This window comes from Desulfovibrio ferrophilus (assembly GCF_003966735.1).
In the GTDB taxonomy this organism is placed as follows: domain Bacteria; phylum Desulfobacterota; class Desulfovibrionia; order Desulfovibrionales; family Desulfovibrionaceae; genus Desulfovibrio_Q; species Desulfovibrio_Q ferrophilus.
Window position 1 is genome coordinate 2,538,700 of record NZ_AP017378.1, and the last position, 23,171, is coordinate 2,561,870.

Annotated in this window: 20 protein-coding genes; 15 read left to right on the forward strand and 5 right to left on the reverse strand. The window is 55.3% G+C overall.

Features of this window, described 5'->3' with window-relative positions:
* Window positions 1-136 precede the first annotated feature (136 nt).
* Complete coding sequence (locus EL361_RS11805; protein ID WP_126379783.1) at window positions 137-1,294, forward strand: ABC transporter substrate-binding protein; 1,158 nt, start codon at window positions 137-139, stop codon at window positions 1,292-1,294.
* 8 nt (window positions 1,295-1,302) lie between these two features.
* On the opposite strand, the gene EL361_RS17100 is transcribed toward EL361_RS11805, so the two are convergent.
* Window positions 1,303-1,443, reverse strand: a complete 141-nt coding sequence (locus tag EL361_RS17100; RefSeq protein WP_172961729.1) for a hypothetical protein — start codon at window positions 1,441-1,443, stop codon at window positions 1,303-1,305.
* On the opposite strand from EL361_RS17100, the gene EL361_RS11810 reads away from it, so the two are divergent.
* The 5 genes from EL361_RS11810 (at window position 1,433) to EL361_RS11830 (ending at window position 7,162) form a co-directional block, all read left to right on the forward strand.
* A complete protein-coding gene (locus EL361_RS11810) occupies window positions 1,433-2,398 on the forward strand; it encodes a branched-chain amino acid ABC transporter permease (protein WP_126379786.1) in 966 nt (321 codons plus the stop codon). The two genes, EL361_RS17100 and EL361_RS11810, sit on opposite strands and share 11 nt — an antisense overlap.
* A 41-nt stretch (window positions 2,399-2,439) precedes the next feature.
* Window positions 2,440-3,774, forward strand: coding sequence for a branched-chain amino acid ABC transporter permease (locus EL361_RS11815; protein ID WP_126379787.1), 1,335 nt, complete (start codon window positions 2,440-2,442; stop codon window positions 3,772-3,774).
* Window position 3,775: 1 nt separating this feature from the next.
* Window positions 3,776-4,543: an ABC transporter ATP-binding protein gene (locus tag EL361_RS11820; protein WP_126379789.1), complete on the forward strand. Its 768-nt coding sequence runs from the start codon at window positions 3,776-3,778 to the stop codon at window positions 4,541-4,543.
* Window positions 4,543-5,250: an ABC transporter ATP-binding protein gene (locus EL361_RS11825; protein WP_126379791.1), complete on the forward strand. Its 708-nt coding sequence runs from the start codon at window positions 4,543-4,545 to the stop codon at window positions 5,248-5,250. Before EL361_RS11820 ends, EL361_RS11825 begins: the two co-directional genes overlap by 1 nt.
* A 352-nt stretch (window positions 5,251-5,602) precedes the next feature.
* The gene (locus EL361_RS11830; protein ID WP_126379793.1) at window positions 5,603-7,162 is read left to right on the forward strand and encodes an anti-phage dCTP deaminase; all 1,560 of its coding nucleotides are present in this window, start codon (window positions 5,603-5,605) and stop codon (window positions 7,160-7,162) included.
* Between the two features lie 456 nt (window positions 7,163-7,618).
* Here EL361_RS11830 and EL361_RS11835 read toward each other — a convergent pair whose 3' ends face one another.
* Together EL361_RS11835 and EL361_RS11840 are read right to left on the reverse strand one after the other, a co-directional pair.
* Window positions 7,619-7,846 carry a rubredoxin gene (locus tag EL361_RS11835; protein WP_126379795.1) on the reverse strand — a complete coding sequence of 76 codons (228 nt, stop codon included), beginning with the start codon at window positions 7,844-7,846 and terminating at the stop codon, window positions 7,619-7,621.
* A 419-nt stretch (window positions 7,847-8,265) separates the two neighbouring features.
* The gene (locus tag EL361_RS11840) at window positions 8,266-8,760 is read right to left on the reverse strand and encodes a rubrerythrin family protein (protein ID WP_126379797.1); all 495 of its coding nucleotides are present in this window, start codon (window positions 8,758-8,760) and stop codon (window positions 8,266-8,268) included.
* Between the two features lie 292 nt (window positions 8,761-9,052).
* On the opposite strand from EL361_RS11840, the gene EL361_RS11845 reads away from it, so the two are divergent.
* From EL361_RS11845 to EL361_RS11860, 4 genes are all read left to right on the forward strand, one after another.
* A complete protein-coding gene (locus EL361_RS11845; protein WP_126379799.1) occupies window positions 9,053-11,500 on the forward strand; it encodes a SulP family inorganic anion transporter in 2,448 nt (815 codons plus the stop codon).
* Between the two features lie 141 nt (window positions 11,501-11,641).
* Window positions 11,642-12,214: a sigma factor-like helix-turn-helix DNA-binding protein gene (locus EL361_RS11850; RefSeq protein ID WP_126379801.1), complete on the forward strand. Its 573-nt coding sequence runs from the start codon at window positions 11,642-11,644 to the stop codon at window positions 12,212-12,214.
* A gap of 202 nt (window positions 12,215-12,416) precedes the next feature.
* Complete coding sequence (locus EL361_RS11855) at window positions 12,417-12,830, forward strand: Hsp20/alpha crystallin family protein (protein ID WP_126379804.1); 414 nt, start codon at window positions 12,417-12,419, stop codon at window positions 12,828-12,830.
* Between the two features lie 23 nt (window positions 12,831-12,853).
* Window positions 12,854-15,349 carry a Lon protease family protein gene (locus EL361_RS11860; protein ID WP_126379806.1) on the forward strand — a complete coding sequence of 832 codons (2,496 nt, stop codon included), beginning with the start codon at window positions 12,854-12,856 and terminating at the stop codon, window positions 15,347-15,349.
* Between the two features lie 131 nt (window positions 15,350-15,480).
* Here EL361_RS11860 and EL361_RS11865 read toward each other — a convergent pair whose 3' ends face one another.
* Entirely contained in the window at window positions 15,481-15,690 is a 210-nt protein-coding gene (locus EL361_RS11865) for a hypothetical protein (RefSeq protein ID WP_126379808.1), read from the reverse strand.
* A gap of 175 nt (window positions 15,691-15,865) precedes the next feature.
* On the opposite strand from EL361_RS11865, the gene EL361_RS11870 reads away from it, so the two are divergent.
* From EL361_RS11870 to EL361_RS11890, 5 genes are all read left to right on the forward strand, one after another.
* Window positions 15,866-16,180 (forward strand): YbjQ family protein, encoded by a 315-nt coding sequence (locus EL361_RS11870; RefSeq protein WP_126379810.1) that lies wholly within the window; start codon window positions 15,866-15,868, stop codon window positions 16,178-16,180.
* Between the two features lie 5 nt (window positions 16,181-16,185).
* Window positions 16,186-16,644, forward strand: coding sequence for a YbjQ family protein (locus EL361_RS11875; RefSeq protein ID WP_126379812.1), 459 nt, complete (start codon window positions 16,186-16,188; stop codon window positions 16,642-16,644).
* A complete protein-coding gene (locus EL361_RS11880; protein ID WP_126379814.1) occupies window positions 16,641-17,462 on the forward strand; it encodes a M48 family metallopeptidase in 822 nt (273 codons plus the stop codon). Before EL361_RS11875 ends, EL361_RS11880 begins: the two co-directional genes overlap by 4 nt.
* A gap of 161 nt (window positions 17,463-17,623) precedes the next feature.
* Window positions 17,624-21,346, forward strand: coding sequence for a CHASE domain-containing protein (locus EL361_RS11885; protein WP_172961730.1), 3,723 nt, complete (start codon window positions 17,624-17,626; stop codon window positions 21,344-21,346).
* Window positions 21,343-22,251, forward strand: a complete 909-nt coding sequence (locus tag EL361_RS11890) for a diguanylate cyclase domain-containing protein (protein WP_126379817.1) — start codon at window positions 21,343-21,345, stop codon at window positions 22,249-22,251. Before EL361_RS11885 ends, EL361_RS11890 begins: the two co-directional genes overlap by 4 nt.
* Window positions 22,252-22,345: 94 nt before the next feature.
* Here EL361_RS11890 and EL361_RS11895 read toward each other — a convergent pair whose 3' ends face one another.
* Window positions 22,346-23,005 carry a GntR family transcriptional regulator gene (locus EL361_RS11895; protein ID WP_126379819.1) on the reverse strand — a complete coding sequence of 220 codons (660 nt, stop codon included), beginning with the start codon at window positions 23,003-23,005 and terminating at the stop codon, window positions 22,346-22,348.
* Between the last annotated feature and the right edge of the window lie 166 nt (window positions 23,006-23,171).

Genomic DNA, 23,171 nt, shown 5'->3' on the forward strand with positions numbered 1-23,171 from the left:
TTTGTCACTGTTTGAGCGTACAACCTACCGTATTTTTTGCAAAAACGAATAATTCGACGGCTTTCCATTTTATATATTTTCAGTTACTTCGGCAGGACGTCAGTTGCGAACATTTCACTTTTGAGGAGGTACAGTTATGAAACGCGTTGTTGCAATGGCATTGGCCGCTGTCTTTATGATGGCCAGCGTTGCTTTGGCTGCCGACAGCATCAAACTCGGCTTTAACATCCCGCTGACCGGTGACATTCCGGATGTGGGACAGTCTTCCAAGAACGCCGCAGAAATGCTGAAGGAAGAAATCAACGGTGCCGGCGGCCTGATGGTCGGTGGTAAGAAGGTCATGGTCGAGTTCGTCTACGAAGACAACGAATCCAAGGCTGAATCCGCCGTTAAGGCAGCTACCAAGCTGATCACCGAAGACGAAGTGCTCGCCATTGTCGGGCCCCAGTCCTCCAAGCAGGCCGTACCCGCTGGCGAAATCGCCAACAACTACGCCACTCCCATGGTGAGCCCCTGGTCCACCAACCCCAACACCACCATGGACCGTCCCTACGTGTTCCGCGGCTGTTTCCTGGATCCCTTCCAGGGTCCGGTTGTTGCCAAGTTCGCCACCGAGGAACTGGGCGCCAAGAAGGCTGCCGTCCTGTACGACATCGCCTCTGACTACCCCAAGGGTCTGGCTGAATTCTTCAAGGCCGCTTTCGAGGAAATCCACGGTCCCGGCTCTGTTGTTGCTTTCGAGACCTTCACCACCAAGGACGTGGAATTCGGCGCGCAGATGACCAACATCGTCATGTCCGGCGCTGATGTCATCTTCGTTCCCCAGTACTACAACGAGATCCCCCTGATCGTGAACGCCGCCCGTGAAATGGGTTGGAACAAGCCCATTCTGGGCTCCGATTCCTGGGGTTCCGGCGATCTGATGGGTCTGTGTGGCGATGCCTGTAAGGGCTACTACTTCTCCACCCACTACGCCGCTGCCGGCGCCAAGGGTGACACCAAGGCATTCATCGACGCTTACAAGGCCAAGTACGGCAAGACTCCTGACGACGTGGCTGCCCTGACCTGGGACTCCACTCGCCTGATGCTGCAGGCCATCCAGGACGCCAAGCTTACCGGCTTCCTGAAGGCTGACCGCGCCGAAGTCATGAAGGCCCTTGGTAAGGTCAAGGAATTCCCCGGTATCACCGGTGGCATGACCTTCACCCCCGAAGGTGACCCCATCAAGTGCGCTGTGGTGGTTCAGATCGACGATGCTGGCCAGTTCAGCTTCCACAAGTCTGTCTGCCCGTAGAATACGACTCACACAATGGCGGCCCGCAAACGCGGGCCGCCATGTTTGATATCGCCGTCGTGTCGGGTCAGGACAACCCGCCGACAATCCAAGGCCGGGGCACAAGCGCCTCCGGCCTGTCCTCTGGGAGCCATTTGCATGACTATCACGTTCCTTCTCCAAAACCTGGTCAATGCCCTGCAGTGGGGGAGCTTCTACGCCCTCATCGCCTTGGGCTACTCCATGGTCTACAGCATCCTGATGCTGTTCAACTTCGCTCACGGCGACATTTTCATGGTCGGAGCCTACATCGGCCTGGGAGTGGCCATGTCACTCCTGGCACTGGTCGGGACTGGCGCTACGGCCATCCTGCCCGGCTGGGTCATCCTCACCCTGACCATCCTGATCTCGATGTTCCTCACCTCATTCGTGGGTGTCTTTGTCGAGCGGGTTGGCTATCGCCCCTTGCGTAATGCACCGCGCGCCTCGGCAGCCATTACCGGTCTGATGATCGGTATCATCCTGGAGACGGGCAACCTGATCTTCCTGGGTGCCGAACGACTCAAATTTCCGCAGCTCATCCAGTCAGAGACCTATAATCTGGGTGGAGTCTTCGTGACCAACAAGAAGATCATGATTGTATTGATCTCCCTCGGTCTGATGCTTGCGCTGCACCAATTCGTCATGCGGACCAAATGGGGCATGGCCATGCGGGCCATGGCCTATGACTTCGCCGTCGTGCCCCTTGTGGGCGTGCCGCTGAACACCATTGCCGCCATGACGTTCGGCATCGGCTCCGCCCTTGCCGCCGCAGCAGGCATCCTGTTCAGCCTGGCCTACCCCGTACTGGACCCCTACATGGGAGTCACCTTCGGTTGGAAGGCCTTTGTGGCCGCCATTCTCGGAGGCCGCGGGTCCATCATGGGCGCCTGTATCGCAGGGTTCATGCTCGGGTTCATCGAAATCATGGTCGTGCCGTTGATCATGGTCATCAACAAGGTGTTCGCCATGAACATCGGTTCGAACCTGCGTGACCTGATTGCCTACTCCATCATTTTGATCATTCTCGTCTACCGGCCCCATGGTCTGTTCGGTGAGTCTTATAGCGCCAAACTGCGCCTGTAATCGTTTCACCCCACAAGCCTCGACCCGAAAAGGTAATGATAATGGAAGACAATACAATCACCAGCCAGAAAAAAGGGCCCATCCGGCGCTTCTTCACTGGCGTCCCCATGTTGGCCTGGCTCCTGGGCGGACTGATCTGCGTTCTGTTGGAACGCAGCTTCGGCCTCGGGCTTGCCAACGCCATGGGGCTGCATAAAATTCCCGTGCTATTCGGCATCAACACCACGTTCAAGGTCATCGCGAGCATCATCGAATCCATGCGCGGTGGCGACGCCTTCATGGCAAGAGAACTGCTGAACATTCCCAGCGCATTCATCTACGTACTGTGCATCTTCGCCATCCCCATGGCCCTGTTCTTCAAGGTCGCGGGTAGCGCCTGCAACGGCATCTCACGTGCGATGTCCCACATGCCACTCATCGTCACCGCCGCCGTGCATCTGGCGATCATGTTCGCGGTGTTCCATTTCTGGGCGAGCATGAGTGACTATCGACTGATCACCTTGAAGCTGATGCTCATCGCCATCCTGTTCACCCTCTCCCTGAACATCATCAACGGCTACATGGGCGAATTCTCGTGCTCGCATCCGGGCTTCATGGCCCTGGGCGCTTACGGAGCCTCGCTCTTTTCCGTGGGTCTGTTCGTGGATGACAAGGTCCTGGGCAGCCCGGTCTTCGAGTGGGCTCAGGCCTACCTGACCTTCCCCCTGGCGCTGATCTTCGGTGGACTGATGGCTTCCCTCTGGGCACTCATCATCGCCATCCCGTCGTTCAAGACACGTGGCGACTATCTGGCCATCATCTCGTTGGCATTCCTGTTCATCGTCAAGAGCTTCTTTGAAAACGTCCAGGCTCTGGGCGGCCCACGCGGCCTTTCCAGCCAGCCGGACTGGGCAACACTGCCCGTGGTTTTCCTGGTCGTTGTTGCCGGTGTCTGGATCATCAACAACTTCGTGACATCGACCATGGGCAAGGCGCTGAACGCCGTGCGTGACGACGAGTCCGCCGCCGAGGCCATGACCGTGAACACCCGCACGACCAAGATGTCCGCCTTCCTGTTCGGAGCATTCTGGGCCGGTGTGGCGGGCGGGCTGTTCGCTCACGTGCTGCGCTACGTGAACCCCGCCATGTTCGGTGTGCAGAAACTGGCCGAGGTCCTGGCCATGGTCTACTTTGGCGGCCTGAACTCCGTGACCGGCTCCATCATCGGCGCCGTGAGCATCAGCGTGCTTGGCGAGGCTCTGCGACCGCTGGGTATCTTCAAGTGGATCTGCATTCCGCTCTTGCTCATCCTGGTCATGATCTACCGGCCTACCGGACTGTTTGCCTTCAGGGATTTCAATATCCGCAGCATGTTCGGCCCCAGGGAGGAGAAGTAGCATGGCACTTCTTGAAGTTAAAAACATGGGACACAACTTCGGTGGCCTGCGCGCCGTCAATGAATACAATCTGACCCTGGAACCGGGACAGATCACCGGCCTTATCGGCCCCAACGGGGCGGGCAAGACCACTATCTTCAACCTGATCACCGGCATCTATACGCCCACTGATGGTGACGTGTTCTTCGAGGGCAAATCCATCCGAGGCAAACGCACCAGCGAAATCGCAGGCCTGGGCTTGGCGCGCACCTTCCAGGAAATGCGCCTGTGGCGGCACATGACCGTGCTTGAGCACGTCAAGATGGCCCGCTACTCCAAGCTGACCTATGGTATGATTGGGGCACTGTTCGACACGCCCAAGCGTAACCGCGAAGAAGCCGCAGCCACCGAAATGGCTATGGAATACCTCAAGATCTTCCGTGTGGACCAATATGCGGACGACCTTGTCGGAAACCTGCCCTACGGCGCACAGCGCCGGGTGGAAATGGCCCGCGCCATGGTCACTGAACCCAAGGTCCTGTTCCTGGACGAACCCACCGTGGGCATGACCCCGGAGGAACTCCAGGGCATCATCGATGTGGTCAAACTGGTGCACGAACGCTTCAATCTGGCCATCTTCCTGATCGAACACCGGCTCAAGTTCGTGCGCGACCTGTGTACACACGTTCAGGCGCTGGTCTTTGGTGAGTTACTGGTCGAGGGTGACCCGGACGTGGTTCAGAACCATCCCAAGGTCATCGAGGCTTATCTGGGCGGGGAGGAAGACTAATGCTGAAGGTTGAGAATCTCCACGTCTCCTATGACAATATCCGTGCTCTGCAAGGCATTGATTTCCATATTGAACAAGGTGAGATCGTAACCATCATCGGTGCCAATGGGGCGGGCAAGACCACGACTCTGCGCGCCATCTCACAGGTCGCCAACATCACCCAGGGCACCATGACCTTCAAGGGCAAGGATTTGAGGTCCTACCCACCTGAAAAGGTCGTCTCGGAGCTTGGCATCTCGCACGTGCCCGAAGGCCGCCGCTTGTTCGGCAACCTGACCGTGCACGAGAACCTGAAGCTCGGCGCCTTTGCCCGCAAGGACACCGATCAGGTCAAGCGCGACATCGACCGCGTGTTCGAGATCTTCCCGCGGCTGTTGGAACGCAAGGACCAGAAAGCCGGGACCATGTCCGGCGGCGAGCAGCAGATGCTGGCCGTGGGCCGTGCCTTCATCTGCGGGCGCGAGCTGATGATCCTGGACGAGCCGTCCATGGGCCTGTCACCACTGCTCATGAAGCGCGTGTTCGCCGCCCTGCGCGAGATCAACAATCAGGGCACCACGATCCTGCTTGTGGAACAGAATGCTCGCATGGCGCTGAAGTTCGCCCAGCGGGCCTACCTGCTGGAACACGGACACGTGCTCAAGGAAGGCCCCACCGAAGAGTTCATGAATGATCCTGAGGTTCAGAAATCCTACCTCGGCGGCTAGGCAAGCGGCTGAAAAGCGCGCGTCTGCTACGTTGCAATTAAAAACCGCCGAACCCTCACGTACCTCTCGTACGCATCGGGCTCGGCGGTTTTTTTGCGCCTTGCATCCGCACACTTTTTTAGCCGCTTGCGTGGAATGGAGGATTACTCCTTCTCGCAAAACCCTACAAAATGACAAGCCATCGGCACTCACCGATGCATGTGTAGTCGTTGTATAGCTAGTTTTTCAACAACATCTCTCCTTTTTTCAATACCCAACCTTAGACAGTACAATTATAAACTGATATCTAAAACCAAATGATTAATCATAAGGCTGTGCATCTGGATCACTATAAAAATGCGAGGATTAATACATGAAGGCTGCCAAAATCGTAAAAGCTGTCTCTAATAAAAAATCCTTAACCAGTGATGCAGAACGCATTCGAAAAAGACAATCGCAAGAAATCGTTATTGCCTTATGTGGCTTTGCTGGTTGCGGAATTTCAACTGTCACTGAAAAATTATCGAAGCACTTTGAAAATTATAATTACAATGTCCTACCAATTAAAATCACCGACATAATCAAAAACCTTTCTGAAATTGAAATAGCATCTTCAGATGCAGGCAGTAGCATTAAGGAACTACAAGAAGCTGGATTAAATATTAGAACAAAATTTGGCCCAGAGGCCTTAGCCAGAGAAGCTATTGTCAAAATTCGAACAGAAAGAGAAAAATTACGAGCTGAAATTTTTTCAGACCACATCGAAGCCGATAAATCTCAACCAGTTATCCCGGGCAATGAAAAAGACCATGAAATACGCACGGTAAGCATTATTGATAATATTAAGCACAAATCAGAACTTGAACTTCTTCGGGCCACATATGGGGATAGGTTTTTCCTCATTGGTGTCCTGTGCCCTGAAGAAGAAAGACGAAATAGGCTCTCAATCAATAAGCGCATCTCCGACAATGTTGTTTCAGAAATAATAAACAGAGATCGCAAAGATGCAGATAAATTGGGCGTTCAAGTTTCAAAGGTTTTATGTAAATCTGATTTTTTCATTGAAAACAGCAGCGACCATATTTCAAATATAGACCCAAAACTCACTCGTTTCATTGAACTTCTTCTCGGAATTAATGCACATTCACCAACCAAAGCTGAATTTGCGATGTGTTGCGCCCAAGCATCATCTTGTCGTTCAGCATGTATCTCTAAACAAGTAGGAGCAGCAATCGTCACAGAAGATGGTGACATCATTTCTGTCGGAAGAAATGACGTTCCTAAATTTGGTGGGGGGCTATACACGCATGACGATGGAGTCAATGACAACCGATGTGCATTTAGATTCAACAGAAAATGCAAAAACTCTTCTATAAAAGAAGACATTAAGAATGATGCAGAATCAATAATATCTAAAATTTTGCCAGATCAAGACGCTGAAACAATATCAGAAATCATTTCGAAATTGACTCAAATCGAAGGATTAACAGAATATTCACGAGCAATACATGCTGAAATGGACGCCATAACGACAGCCGCACGCAATGGTGGTAATGGGATAAAAAACTCTACTCTCTACTGCACAACATTTCCCTGTCACAACTGCGCGAGGCACATAGTTTCATCCGGAATCAAACAGGTTTACTACATTGAACCATACGACAAGAGTCTTGCGATCCATATCCACGACGATTCAATCAGAGTAGACAAGCCGGAAGGCGATGGCACAAATCACCTTAGAATCAATCAATTCGAAGGAATCGCACCTCGAGTTTACCTCAGACTCTTTGAGGCTGGAGAACGTAAGCGTAACGGGTGCTATTTAGAACTCGACCCGTTAACAGCCAAACCTAAAATAATAAGCCAAATTGACACCACAGAGGACAATGAAAATGGAATCCTTCAGACGGTAGATGAGGTTCATAGGAGATAATATTTGCCTGCAACCCAGAACCTCGATAACACACTCCCGAGCTTGACTCGCTTTGGCAAATTTATTTGTTGAAAAAATCACAATCATGTGCATAAGATCAGTCTAGTATATACATAACGAGGGGTAGGGATGCATGAATAATCGTAAGATAAAATCTTTCGAGAAAACTAAGGAAGCATGCAATTCATCCGCGTATTCGACTAACGACGCATGCAAAATTGTCTCATTCGAAAACTTCCGAAAAGACAAAGCTGCAAGCCAACAAGCCGACTTTCAAGAGCAAGTAATTAATCGAGCTGCAGAAACAGCAAGAAATCGTGGCTGGTAGTTTCTGAAAGGACCCCTCTAAGGGGTCCTTTTCTATCAAATTTCAAAATCCATCCTGTCAAACCAAAATCAACGCCACGCACCCCATTCTCTAGCACCCATCTCCCAGCAAGACGCCCTGTTTACATGTCAAGAATCGGTGGGGAGTTCGCAATCGGCGGGCACAGTAGACCCCGGCCCTGCCATGGGTCGGAAGCACTTCCGAGTGCCGCCGCAGATGGGGCAGCGCCAGGTGTCCGGCAAGTCCTCGAAGGCCGTTCCCTTCGCAATCTTGCCCTTGCGGTCGCCCCGGTCCGGATCATAGATATAGCCACAGTTCACGGTCTGACAGCGGTACATTTCTTCGGGTTGCGCCATGGTATCCTCCAGCTGAGTTCAGGCAAAAGGGATTTCTACCCTACCATCTATTTACTCTCTTCGTGAATTCAATTCCTTTCTGTTCCCCCGATTGTTCAGCAGCGTGTGAGTGCAACCTTGAGCCGCTGAGATAGAATGGGCTTATGGATAAAGAAAGCAACGTGATGCAAAAAGAGGCTCAACCCCTTACGCATGTTACACGCAAGGGATTGAGCCTTTGAAATTCTTACCGCGGTCGGCGGTCAAGAAACCGTGCTGGCAAGGCGCGAGTTTTTCAAATCGCCGAAAACCGATCGTTCTGCGGCGTGTGAGTGCCAGGCGCAAGAAGGGCCTCAAGCCCGATGCGTATCAAGACATACGCGAGGGTTTGAGGCCCTTTGAAGCAACGCCGCAATCGCGCGTCGCAGGACGATCGGAAACTAGCCGAGATTGACAAAGGCCTTAGCGGCCGCCTTACAGATAGGACAGGAGTCCGGCGCATCGTTCTCGTGGATGTATCCACACACGGTGCAGAGGTAGAACTCGGCATCAGCTTTGGCGTCCAGACCATCCAGATACTTCTGATACAGGTCGGCATGGATCTTCTCGGCGTCATTGGCCAGACGGAACGCACGCTCGGCCTTCTTGTTGCCCTCGGCAATGGCCTCTTCGAGCATGGGCGGATACATGGTCTCGAACTCAAAGGTCTCACCGGAGATGGCAGCCTGCAGATTCTCGGCGGTCGTGCCCACAGCGCCCAGGGCTTTGAGATGATTATGGGCGTGAATGGTCTCTGCCTCGGCAGTGGCGCGGAACAGCTTGGCGACAGTGGCGAGCCCTTCCTTTTCGGCCTGGGCAGCAAAAGCAAGATACTTACGGTTGGCCTGGGACTCGCCAGCAAAGGCATCTTTGAGATTCTTTTCGGTCTTGGACATCGTGATATTCTCCTAGGTTTGATTCTTATTGGTAAAAGTTATTGATAGCGTTTATATCCACATCAATACTTGGCGTCAACCCCTTTTCAAAGAAAAGACACTCCCCCTATCCCCTTGGGATTCTGAATATTCATATCATTATCGTACACTCAAGTCACAGGATCGAGAAATATATGCTTTCACTTGATTTTTAAGATTTCCGTCAATAATCCGATAGGGTAGAGAGCTAGAGTTGCACAACTCGCTTCAAGCGGTTTATAGATATGAAAATCCCTGAGAAGGAGCTCATCCCTTGGCCATCCTCAAATGCAAAAAATGCGATTTCTCCAAGAAGGTTCCCGAACGCTATGTTGACGCCAAGGTGCGCTGCCCCGAGTGCAACGAAGTCGTTACCGTACAGGCCGAGGCCGAGGATTTGGCCCTTGAAGATGTCATCGGTATGGTCCCCGAAGACTCTGCTCCCGAACCTGCTCGACGCCATGAAGCCATTCCCGAAGAAGAGCTGACCCGCAAGGATGCCCCGCTGGGCGATCAACCCGGTATTTTCGAAGGAGGCGCCGCCAAGAACATCATGGCCGGACTTGCCTCTGGTATCGTCACCGTCATGATCTCCATCGCCATCGCCGGGCTTGTCTTCTCCCAGGGGCCACTGGCCGACAATTTTCATCATGCCATCAGCATGGCGCTGATCAGCGCCATCATCATGAGCATGGTCGTGGCTGCTCGCAGCGGCATTGCCTGCTCCGCTGCCGGACCGGAATCCATGGCCGGTTTGTTCCTTTTTCTGCTGACCAGCTCGATCTACCACCAGATGGGCGCTGGCCCTGCCGAAGCCCTGTATCCCACAGTTCTGGCCTCCGTCTTCGTGGCCGCCGTCTTCACGGGCCTGTGCCTGCTGGCCGCGGGAATGACCCGCAGTGGAGATTTCATCCGCTACGTGCCCATCCAGGCCGTGGGTGGCGTCCTTGCAGGCATTGGCCTGATCATCATTATCCAGGCCTTCAACCTTGCCCTGGGCACCAATGCCTGCCTCGAAGAACTGTTCATGAAATATGCACAGATGGAATTCTGCATCAAGTGGGCCCCCGCCGCCGCGCTGGGGATCGTCCTATTCATCTGCATCCGCTGGATTCACAACGCCTATGTCATCGCCTCGGTGCTGTTGTTGTCCATGGGCGGCCTTTTCGGATTTCTGCATTACGAGGGCATCGGCCTGGCCCAGGCCCGCGAATTGGGCTGGCTATTCGCCGCACACGAACCCGACCTGTTCTGGTTACAGGTTTATGACGTCGGCTTTCTCAAACAAATCGACTGGAACGTAATTCTTGATCACGCAGGACACTATGCGGCCCTGGCCGGACTGGTTCTGGCCTCGACCATGATTCGCGTCTCGGAGATGGAGGTGCTGGACTCGCGCCCCATCGATCTGAACCGTGAATTCACGGCTCTTGGTTTCGGCAGCATCTTCACAGGATTTGCGGGCGGCATGCCGGGCGCGCTGTCGCTGGACCGCAGCCTTGCACGGCGCAGTGCCGGTGCACATGGCAAGATCGCCGGATTCATCGTGGCCCTGGTCTGTATGAGCGCATTGGCCTTCTCACACAAACTGCTGCCCTATCTGCCCCGCTTCATCCCGGCGGGCATCCTGTTTGCTTTGGGCCTGGGACTGATGTGGCGCTGGATCATCGAAACCCGCACCCGCTTCACCCAAAAAGGCGACTACGCACTGTTGATCCTGATCTTCCTGCTCACCTCCACCATGGGCCTGCTGCCCGGACTGGCCATGGGAGCCGGGCTGGCCATGCTGGTGACAGCCGGACGCTACGGCTCGGTGAGTGTGGTCAAACACGACATCTCCGGGGCCCACTTTCATAGCAACGTGGACCGTGCTCCTACACAGATCGCCATGCTCAAAACCAAGGGCGACCATATCTATGCCATGACCCTGCAGGGGTTCATCTTCATGGGCACCACCAACAATCTATTGGAAATGATTCTGGACCGGGCCAGGGATGAAGAACGCCTGCCCCTGAAATTCGTACTGTTGGACTTCACCTTCATCAGTGGACTTGATTCCTCGGTAGCCATCAGCTTCATCAAGCTCAAGCAGATGGCACAGCGCCACGAATTCATCCTCATCTTCACCAACGTGCCCTTTGAGCTGGAAGCGCAGCTGGGCCGAGCAGGGTGTGAACTGGACGACCCCTACGGCGGCTCAGTCACGGTCGTTTCTATGGATTACGCTCTGGAATGGGCCGAAGACCGCATCCTGGAAGAAGAAGACATGCTGACCATCAAGCAGCAGGCGTTGCCCTCGCTGTTGGCCCCCATCTTCCCGGAGCAGAAGTACATCCCGGCGCTGATGAAGATATTGAAGCGCATCGAGGTCAAAAAGAACAAGCCCGTCTTCTCACAGGGTGACCCATCTGATGCCATGTATTTCATCGAGAGCGGCATGGTGAACGTCCAACTCGAACTCGAAGGTGGCAAAAAACTGCGCCTGAAGAAAATGGGACCGGGAACGGTCTTTGGCGAAATGGGTCTCTACACCTCGGCCCCACGCACAGCCTCCATCATCGCGGCGGAAAACTGTGTGCTGTACAAGCTGTCCACCAAGGTCATGAACCTGTTGCAGGCCAAACGTCCCGAGATTGCCTCGTCCGTGCATCGATTCGTGGTCAGCCTGCTGGCGGATCGTGTCTCTGGCGCCAACGCCACCATCCGTGACATCCTGCGCTAGCCTGAAGCCAGCGCTGATCCCAACACATCACAGGGCCGGTTTTCCGGCCCTTTTTTATATAATTCATCCCCCGCATGGATGTTTTGCCCTGCTTCGCCCGAATAACCTCACAAGAACAGAGCAACACTTCGGGAGGGATCCATGCTCGATTGGCAAGACTTCGACCAGGCACTGTGCGACGGCACCATTTCTCAGAACGTCAACCCGGACGACCTCTTCGAGTTGACCCGAGGCACGGTTTTCACCACCGTGGCCAAGACCCTGGAAGACACCACCGGACGCCTGCCCCGCATGGATATCCTGATGATCGTGGACACCGTGTACGAGCGCATCACCTCCATGTCCGCACCGACCATGAATCGTGAACGCATCCGCTTCGGAGACGCCCTGAAATTCATCCATGGCTTCGCCAAGGAAGTCACCATGGAGTATGTGCGGGCCGTGCACTACCCCACCACCCCGCTGGCCCGCATCCTGAAACTCCTGGGCGGTAAATCCTTCGGGCTGGAACTGGTGCTCGACGAAAGCGAAGATCCACTGACCTCCAGCCAACGCACAGTGTTATGCATGCGCCATGGCGAGGGCATGTCTGTGGATGAAACAGCAGGGGCACTGGGCACCAGCCGCAATGAGATCAGGACGATGGAAACCCGAGCGCTGGAAGCCTTGCACCTGCATCTGGGCGCCCTGCCTCCCACTGCGACCATTCACTAATTTTCCAAGACCACTTGTTTTGACTAAGCCGGCCGGGTTGCATTTCGCATCCCGGCCCGTGCTTTTTGGAACTCTGCCTACTCGAACTCCCACGGAGTTTTTCTTGTTTCTTTTCCCTGATTTGTTATATCTATAGACAGATATTCCCTTTTCCTGCTGGCCTCAGGCAGGGCGGCACTTCTGCCGCAAGGAGGTTTGGGCAATGCCCGACTTGAAGGTATGGGGAGAGCAGCAACTCTCCAGAATGAAGCACGACATGGACAAGCTATTCGAAGCCCTATGCTCGGATTTTGGCCTTCCCCCGGCCCGGCCTCTGGGCAAGGCGGGCCTGTCCGTAACGCATACCGAATCCGAAATCCTGATCAGAACGGAAGCGCCGGGCCTGATGCCCGAAGACCTGTCCGTGACCGTGACCGAACGACGGCTCATTATCTCCGGCCGCAAGGTGGAGCACTCCGAAGACGGCACACGCAAAGAGCAATCCTTCAGACGCGAGATGTACCTGCCCTGTCCGGTGGAACCGGGAACAGTCAGTGCATCCTATGAAGACGGCATTGTCGAAGTGAAACTGCCCCGCAGTTGCAGCGCCGACGAATATTCTTCCCTCAGCGAATAACTACTCCGACCAGGGAGGTCCGAATGGCCCCTTTGACACAATCTCTCAAGGTTCCCATCGAACAGCTTCGCTGGAAGCTGAACCCGACAGGCCTGGGCTTCAAGACCACCGCAGAAGTGGAGCCCCATGACGAAATCATCGGACAGCAACGCGGCGTTGATGCCTTCCGCTTCGGCATGGGCATGGCCAAGAAGGGCTACAATATTTTCGTGACGGGCGAACCCGGTACCGGTCGTCAGGCCACGGTCAAGAAGCTTCTGAAGGAATTATCCCATAAGGACAAGGCGCCTGATGACCTTGCCTACGTCAACAATTACAAGCATTCCGAACAACCCATCCTGCTGCGCTTCCCTGCCGGAGGCGGTGCTAAATTCAAGAAGGATGTTCAGGGATTTCTGGACAACGTGAAGCGGGAGATTCCCCAGCTCTTCGAGAGCGAGGAATACATCGCCCGCAAGAACGAAATCGCCGAAGCCCACGAACGGCGCGTTCGCGAATTCTACAAGTCCATCGAGGAAAAGGTCGCGGACACCGGACTGGTGGTCGTACGCATGCAGATGGGCCCCATACAGCGCCCGGACCTGGTGCCCATGGTGGATGGCGAGCCCAAACGCCTGGTCGATATCGAAGACCTCGTGGAAAAGGGCCGCTTCCCGCGTGAAGAATTTGAACGCCTGCGCGACAAGCGCCTGGAGCTCAAGGAAGAGCTGGATAACATCGTCAAGCAGGTCAAGGAACTCCAAAAGGAAGTCGGCAAGAAGCACGAGGAAGTGGACCGCTTGATGTTCCTGTCTCTAGCCGAGGATTTCGTTGCCCCAGTACGCAAGAAATACAAGGCCAAGAAAGTCCGCACACACCTGGACGCCATGCTGGAGCACATGGCCGACAATCTGGATGAGATAAAGATGCTGGGCGGGCAACAGTCCCAGGCACCTCAGGGAATGCCGTTCATGATGAGCGCTCCCAACCCGGACGACCTGCTGCGGCCCTACCAAATCAATCTGCTGGTGGACAATTCCGAACGCAAGTCGCCACCTGTCATCTTCGAGACCTACCCCACCTATCGCAACCTGTTCGGGGCCATTGATCGGCAGGGAGATCGCTTCGGGGGATGGAGAACGGACTTCACCAAGATTCAGGCAGGATCCTTCGTCAAGGCCAATGGAGGCTACCTGGTCATCAACCTGATGGACGCAATCATGGAACCCGGGGTCTGGCCGACTCTGAAGCGCTCACTGAAGACCGAACGCATCGAGATTGAAACCTTCGATCCTTACTATTTCATGGCCGGTGCGGGCTTAAAGCCCGAGCCCATCGACATGGACGTCAAGGTCGTTGTTCTTGGTGATACCCGGCTCTACCATATGCTCAGGCACTACGATCCCGACGGACCGAAAATCTTCAAGGTCCGGGCCGACTACGAGTCCGCCATGGACCGCACGGATGATGCCGTGCAAAAAATGGCTCAATTCGTGGCCGCCGAAGTAAAGAAGGAAAAACTGCGCCCCTTTGATGCCTCAGGCGTGGCCGCTCTGGTGGAAGAGGCCGTGCGCATGGCCGGACGTCAGGAGAAGCTCTCCACATCCTTCCCTGCGCTGGCAGACCTGCTGGCCGAAGCCGACTACTATGCAGGTGTCGACAAAGCCAAGGCCATCACCGACAAGCACGTCCTTGAAGCCCTTGAGGCCAAGATCCATCGGGCCAATCAGATCGAGGACCGCATTCAGGAAATGATCGATCGGGGCAGCCTGTTCGTAGATACCTCCGGTGAAGAGGTGGGGCAGGTCAACGGCCTGGCCGTCTATTCCATGGGCGACCACATGTTCGGCAAGCCCTCGCGCATCACCGCGGTCACCAGCCTGGGCAAGGAAGGAATCATCAATATCGAACGCGAGGCCGACATGTCCGGCCCCACACACAACAAGGGCATGCTCATCCTTTCAGGCTGGTTGCGCAATTTGTTTGCCCAAGACAAGCCCCTGTCCCTGGCCGCGTCCATTGCCTTTGAGCAATCCTATGGTGGGATCGATGGCGATTCGGCTTCCTCCACAGAACTGTACGCCCTGCTTTCCAGCCTCTCGGGCAAGCCGATCCGCCAATCCGTGGCAGTCACTGGTTCGGTCAACCAGAAGGGCGAGGTCCAGCCCATCGGCGGGGTCAACCAGAAGATTGAAGGCTTCTACCTGTGCTGCAAGAACGCGGGGCTGACCGGCGATCAGGGGGTGATGATCCCCAAGCCCAACGTCAAGGACCTGATGCTCCGTCCCGAGGTGATCCAGGCCGTCAAGGACGGCACCTTCCATATCTGGGCCGTAGAAACCATTGAGCAGGGCATCGAGATTCTGACCGGAGTCAAGGCGGGCACCCGCACCAAGACAGGGTGGACCAAGGGTTCCATCTTCGCTTTGGCCAACGAGAGACTCAAAGAACTTGGAGAATCCCTGCGTGACTTTGGCAAGAAGGGAGACAAAAAGACATCTTCCAAGCCCAAGAAAAAGACTCCGGCAAAGAAGAAGTAGCCGTTTTCGCTTCTACACACAGGGGCCGTCGCTTACGCGGCGGCCCTTTTTGCTTTGCACCACGGCCTGATCGTCGTATAGGACGAGCACTCCTGCAAAGCCAAAGCATCCTGCGTTGGGGCTGCAACCAACTATTTTCCGCACAGGGTGTGGGCAGGGAAAAAGCAATAGAAATCATCGCGACCAGAAGTGGCCACTCGCTGCCTGACAACGCGAATCCCCGCAGCAATGACCTTTCTGGATACAGACAGACAGGAGTGCATCACGGCATCGGCCCTGAAAACCAACACAATCAGCGAAAATAACAACAGGCATTCAGTAAATAGCCATTCAAAGAACATGGCAAAACCTCCTTTCCTCTCAACGCTACTCCACAAAAGAGTCGAGTCAAGAAGGCAATGCTAATTCTTTTTTTCACTACCAACACCAAGCTATGTTTTCAATTCGAAGACCTTCATGGGCAACAGCATTTCCTGAAACTCGCACCTGTATAGCAGTCTTTCCTCAGGAGGAAGAATGATCCTGACCAATATCGAAACCGTCCCCGGAAAAACCATTGTCGAGCATTTCGGGCTGGTGTCCGGCAACACCATCCGCGCCCGCCATCTGGGTGTGGACATCCTGGCAAAACTGAAGAACCTGATCGGTGGCGAACTGCGCGGTTACACCAAACTGCTTCAGGACTCCCGCAAGGAAGCCACGGAGCGCATGACCGCCCAAGCCGAGCAACTCGGGGCCAATGCCATCGTCAATATCCGCTTTGCCACCTCCAGCATCGCAGGCGGAGCGGCCGAGCTATATGCATACGGCACTGCCGTGCGTGTGGAGTAGCAACCATGTTCCCCGACTATTATTTCTTCATCATCCTGCTTATCGTGGGCTATGTGGTCGGAACGTTCTTTGAGCGCCGCCACTTCCGCTCTCTGGAGCAGCGCGAACGTGCCTCCATCAATCTGCCTATGGTTTGCGCCAAGACCCTGCCCTTTGCCCCGGACAAGGCCGAAGCCGTGGCGGTCGTCAGTGGCAGTGCCGTCATCTCGGTGGACTATTTCAAGCGCTTCCTGGCCTGGCTCAAAAACTTCTTTGGCGGGCGCATCAAGTCCTACGAGACGCTGCTCGACCGCGCTCGACGCGAAGCCCTGCTGCGCATGAAGGAACAGGTGCCCGATGCCGACTACATCGTAAATGTTCGCATCGAAACGGCCTCCATCAGCAAATCCAAGAAAAAGAACGGCGTCAGTTGCGTGGAAGCCGTGGCCTACGGCACCGCCGTCCGCCTGAGGAAAGACGTTTGAAATATACCCCCCGCCTGCCCGAGACCAACGTCAACGTCAGTCCCGGCTCTCCCATCAAAGACCTGCTGCTGATGCTGGCAGCAGCTTCGGCCATTGTGGTCGGCATCTATGTCGCTCTGGGCTTTGCCGTGGACAAAATCGCCCCACATATTTCCTACGAGACGGAACTCGCCATCGGCGGATTCCTGGGCAAGCATCCCATCCTGAAGAATGCCAGCCCGGCTCCGGAAGCCATCCAGAAACTGGCCGAGACCATCCGCACCCGCAGCACCGACATTCCCTTCCCCGTGACCATCTCCATCCGCGAGGACCCGCAGGTCAATGCCTTTGCCGTTCCCGGCGGGCAAATTGTTCTGACCACGGGCATTCTGGATGCCATTGAATCGGAAAACGAACTGGCCTTCATCCTTGGGCACGAACTGGGGCACATCGCCCATCGTGATCATTTGCGGGGCATGGGCCGCGGCCTGGTGCTCCTGACCCTGTCCTCTCTGGTGCTGGACGCCGGCGACTCCATTGGAGGCTCCCTGGGCAATATGGTCGTGCTGACAGAACTGACCTTTACCCGCAGGCAGGAAACCCTGGCCGACGAAGCCGGTCAGGACGCCCTGATGTCCGTATTCGGACATATTACGGGAGCGGAGCAGGTGTTCTCGCATTTTGCCAAACGCGCGGAGACCAACTACCTGACGCGCTTTGCCCTGAGCCATCCCGAAACCCAGTCGCGCATCCAGCACCTGCGCAACCGCGCCAAGGTGGAAGGATTCCCTGCCGGACCGCTCACTCCGCTGAACCCGGAGCCACAACTTTCGGTCTGAGCTTATCCTCACCTTATTCCAACGAATCATAAGCGGGGGGAGAAGTACACAACCCCCCGTTTTCCCTCCCTTCGTTGTCCTGAAGACCGGTCCATGCTATGGATGGGCCAGAGGCCACTTCACCTCTCGACAGTCTTGATCAAGAACGATGGGCACAAGGTATGGACAAGGAAAATACCACAACGCGATCCCTGACCGAGATGATCCGCCGATTCGGCCCGGTCATCCTCGTTGCCGTGGTGGGAAGCCTGTTGGCCTTAGCCTCCTACATTGCCATCAAGTCACGGGAAGACCTGGCCCTAAAACGGGAATTTCATAACGCTGCACAGCTTCGCTACCTGAATGTAGAGAACTTTTTCAATGAGTATCTGGTTCTGCTCGAACTTGTCCGCGGAACCTTTCAGGCCACGGATTTCATCTCGCGCAACGAGTTCAAACTCTCCACAGATCCTGCTCTGAAGCAGATTAAAGGTATTCAGGCCATCAGCTGGAACCCTCGGGTCAGTTCCGCAGAGCGATCCATCTACCGGTCAGCAGCACGTGCCGATGGTTTTAAGAAATTTGAAATCACCGATCTTGACGCTGATGGGCGATTGATCCCTGCGAAACTCCGAGACGAGTATTACCCCGCCTATTATATCAACCCGCTGGAGGGCAACCTCAATGCCCTAGGCTTCAACATCGCATCCAGCCCGTCCCGGGCTACTGCCCTGCAGCAAGCCCGAGACTCCGGGACAATCCAGGTCACTGAGCGCCTGACCCTGGTCCAGGAAAAGGAAAGTCAATTCGGCGTCCTTGCCATCCTCCCTGTTTATCATCGCAATCACCCTCAAGAAAAACTGGAAGACCGACGGGCAAATCTCAAGGGATTCGTCATTCTGGTTCTTAGGGGGGGAGACTTCATTGAAGAAGCCCTTTCAGGTTTGGAAGACCAGGGGGTCGCCCTCTACCTGCACGATATGAGTGCGCCCGAAGATAAACAGTTTCTCCACGCCGCCCAGACCGACGGCACCCCCTACCCCAAAATTCTCGAAGGCATACACGACGAAAAGGACATCTCCATCGGCGGGCGTATCTGGCGCATGACCTGCGTACCCAAGCAACAATTCTTCGACCGCTTCGAATCCCGCTACCCTGTCATTATCGGTGCCGCCGGCCTCGCACTGACAGTGGTCCTGTGCGCGTACCTCGCCACCATCACGGGCCAGACTCAACGCATCCGCAGACTGGTGGACCAGCGTACCGACGAGCTGCGCAACAGCGAGGAGCGACTGGAGCTGGCTCTGCAGGGCGCAGACCTTGGACTCTGGGATTGGGACATGCTGACCGGGGATGTCACCATCAATGACCGCTGGGCTGAAATGCTGGGATACCAGGTATCGGAAATCGAGCCCAAATTCGAATCATGGGCCAATCTGGTCCACCCCGAGGATATGCCATGGGTCTCGGACGTGCTGCAAAACCATCTCGCCGGTATCACCCCGCTCTATAGCGCCGAAATCCGAATGCAGGCAAAATCTGGCCAGTGGAAATGGATTCTCACGCAGGGCAGGGTCGTGGAGCGGGCCTCGGATGGGACACCGCTACGTGCAGCAGGCACGCACATGGACATCACCGATCAAAGGCAAGCGCGCAACCAGCTGGAAAACCTCAAAGAACGCCTGGAGTTGGCTCTTGTGGGCTCTGCCTCCGGACTCTGGGACTGGAACATTGCCAGCGGAGAGGTCTACTACAGTGACCAATGGGCAATCATTCACGGCTACGATACCGCTGAATTGCCGCCGTCAATGGAAACCCTTGAAATGACGCTCCACCCCGATGATCTACCCATGGTCATGCGCCGCCTGAAGGCCAGCCACCAACCGGATTTCATCGGCATCTATCAGGTGGAATACCGTGCCCACCAGAGGTCCGGTAACCTGATTTGGGTGATGGCCCGGGGGCGTGTGGTCGATTACGATTCCGATGGCAAACCTTTGCGCATGATCGGCATCATCCAGGATGTCACTGCACGAAAGACCCTTGAGCAGCAGTTGGTCGAAGCCAAGGAAGAAGCTGATCAGGCCAACCGGGCCAAGAGCGACTTCCTGGCCAACATGAGCCATGAAATCCGCACCCCGATGAACGCCGTAATCGGTCTGACAGACCTGGCCCTGAAAACGGAACTTTCTCCCAAGCAGCAAGACTATCTCTCCAAGATCAAACATTCCTCCAATTCTCTGCTGCGAGTCATCAACGACGTTCTGGACTTTTCCAAGATCGAAGCCGGAAAACTCCAGCTGGAGCAAACAACCTTTGCCCTGCAAGAAATCCTGACACGCCTTCACGATGTGTTTGCATTTCAAGCCACGGACAAGGGACTCGATTTTTCCATCCACACCGCGCCGGATGTCCCCAGCCATCTGCAAGGCGACTCCCTGCGCCTTGAACAGATCCTGATGAACCTCATGGGCAACGCCTTCAAATTCACCAGCCAGGGAACCATTGATGTCATCGTCACGCTGGCACCCGACCCTGCCACACCAGAGGCAATTTCGGTTCAATTCAGCGTCCGGGATACAGGCATCGGCATTACCGAGCAGGACCAGTCCAAGCTCTTTGATTCCTTTACTCAGGCCGACTCCTCCACGACTCGACGCTACGGAGGGTCAGGCCTGGGCCTTGCCATCTGCAAACGCTTGGTGGACATGATGAACGGCCAAATCACGGTGCAAAGCACTCCCGGTCAGGGCAGCACCTTCACCTTTACGGTAGAGTTCGCACCGGGCACAGAAAAAGCTCTCGAGGAAGCCACCTCCCAGTCGCGAAGGCTCCCCCCCAACGTCAAGATCTCCTTCCCCGGAGCACGCTTACTGCTGGCGGAAGACAACGCCATCAACCAACAAGTGGCCAAGGAAATTTTGCAGCAGGTGGACATCGACGTCGAACTGGCCGTCAATGGTCAACAGGCAACCGACCGGATACTCATGGGGGCACCCTTTGACGCCGTGCTCATGGATATCCAGATGCCACTCATGGATGGCTACGAGGCTACCCTGGCCATACGCGCAGACCAGCGGTTCAAGGATCTGCCCATCATCGCCATGACTGCTCACGCCATGGCCGGAGATCGTGAGCGCTGCATTGCTGCGGGCATGAACGATTACGTATCCAAGCCGGTGGACACTCAGGAGCTGTTCGAAACTCTGGCTCGCTGGATCAACCCAACCATGGTGGAAACGCCCCTTTCTGATGAACCGATCATCGCTGGCAACGCTTTGCCTCAGGACGAACTCCCAACCTCACTCCCTGGTCTAGACATCCCCTTGGGGCTGGAACGGCTGGGGGGAAATGCATCTCTGTTCCGCAGGCTGCTGATCGACTTTGCCCACCAGCACAGCGATTTCGATGAACAATTATCCGCTGCTCTGGCGGCGGAAGACTTCAGCTCGGCTCACACTCTGGTGCACACCATCAAGGGGGTCTCAGGCAACATCGCAGCCATGGATCTGCACCACGCAGCCTCGGCTCTGGTTCACGACCTGCGCCGCAACCATCCCCCGGAGGCCCAAGCCCTGACGCAGTTCAGGCACGAGCTGTCACGGTTACTGGCCTCCCTGCAACTGGTGACGGAATCCAAAGACAAATTGTCACCCTCGGGCACATTCGACCCCTCAGAAGCCACCAGACTCCTGCGAGAGCTTGAGGATCTGTTGACTCTCAACAACTTTACGGCAGCACAAATGGCACCCCACGTCAGCAAAGCGCTGGCCGGGTCCGAGGCGACGAAACTCGCTGGCACTCTGGAAGATCAATTGGCACATTTTGATTTCTCTGGCGCCAGAGAAACGGTTAATGCTATCCTTACATCTCTTGGCCTCGATCCTGATGGAGATCATTCATGAATAGTGAAAGAAGCAGAGTTCTTATCGTTGACGACTCGTCGTTTAACATCACCATCCTCGGGGAAGCACTGTCCGACGAGTTTGAAGTCAGTGTCGCCACCAATGGCGAAGACGCCCTGGCGGCAGTCTCTGGGCCGGCCCCGCCCGATCTCGTCCTGCTGGATATCATTATGCCTGGCATCGACGGGCACGAGGTCTGCCGCCGTTTGAAGAACAACCCGTCCACCGCTTCCATTCCAGTGATTTTCATCACTTCCATGTCCGAAGAGGATGATGAAACCAAGGGCTTGGAACTGGGTGCCGTGGACTACATCACCAAGCCCTTCAGCATCCCCATTGTCAAAGCCCGTGTCCGTTCTCATGTGGAGCTCAAGCGCCAACGGGATATCCTGCGGGATCTTTCCGCTCTTGATGGACTGACAGGCATTCCCAACCGGCGCCGTTTTGATGAGTTCCTCAACATGGAATGGCTGCGCAGCAGGCGGAGTCAGTCCCCGGTATCCCTGATCATGGCCGATATCGACCATTTCAAGGCCTATAATGACAACTACGGGCATGCCGAAGGCGATGAGTGTCTGCGTCAGGTGGCCCGGGCGTTGAAATTCTGCATCAAACGCCCCTCCGACCTGATCGCCCGCTACGGAGGCGAGGAATTCGCGGCCATTCTGGCCGAGACTGAAACCGACGGAGCAGAACATCTTGCCGAGGATATCAGGAATGCAGTGGAGAGCCTGAACATACCCCATGCTCACTCGCTGGTGACTGACCACGTGACGATCAGCGTAGGTGTGGCAACTCTGGTCCCAGGCGCATTGAAGGACCCTGAGTTCCTGATCAAGAAAGCCGACGCAATGCTGTACGAGGCCAAGGAAAATGGTCGCAACCAGGTGCGCATCTCCCGCTAGACCGGGCCATTGAATTAGCCCCTATCCCAACGAAAAAATGCCCGACGCGATGAACTCGCGCCGGGCATTGCTCTTCTTTATCTCAACAAACGGGCTAGCTGCCCTGCCCAAACATCTTCTTGATGTCTGAAAAATGCTCATGGATGGTGTTGGCAACCCGTTCCTGGTCGCGACTCTCCAGAGCCTCGATAAGTTCGGTGTGCAAGGAGGCCTGACGTTCGGGATCAATACCCGAAGATCCGTAATGGATCCCCAACAGCGCCCAGTAGTAGTTCCCGAGTGACTCCCAAGCCTTGAGCAGGAACTCGTTGCCAGCGGCCTTGACCAGTTCCTTATGGAAATCGATGTCGTATTTCCTCAGGTTTTTGGTGTCACCGATCTTGGCGCACTCGAACATCTTATCCACGCACTCCCTCAAGCTGGAGAGATCGAAAAGCTTGCCGCCCTTCTTAATGGCCCATTGAACGGCCATGGTCTCCAACTCGATGCGCACCGCGTAGTAATCCCCGAGTTCTTCGGGGGAAAACTCACGGACCCGCGTACCCTTGTAGGGCTCTGTTTCCAAAAAACCCTTGGCGATCAGATCGCGGATGGCTTCACGCACCGCGCCCTGACTGACCTGGAGCTCCTTTGAAATCCTTGTCTCAACGATTTTATCGCCGGGCCGGAACTCTCCGGAGAGGATCGCATCAATCAAATAATCAGCGACCTCGTCTCGGAGCACCCGCCGGGTGATCACATTATTTCCTTCCATTTGATACCTCTTGCTGTAACCGCACTTAACCGCCAGGCATACAAAAACGGCGGCAACAAACGCTCACTGAACAGACAACGCAACCAACTCTCCCGTGACAGCTGCGGTCCTCCTCAACGGCGGCGCGAGTGTAGCAGTCGAACCATTCCATGGCAATCCACTCTCC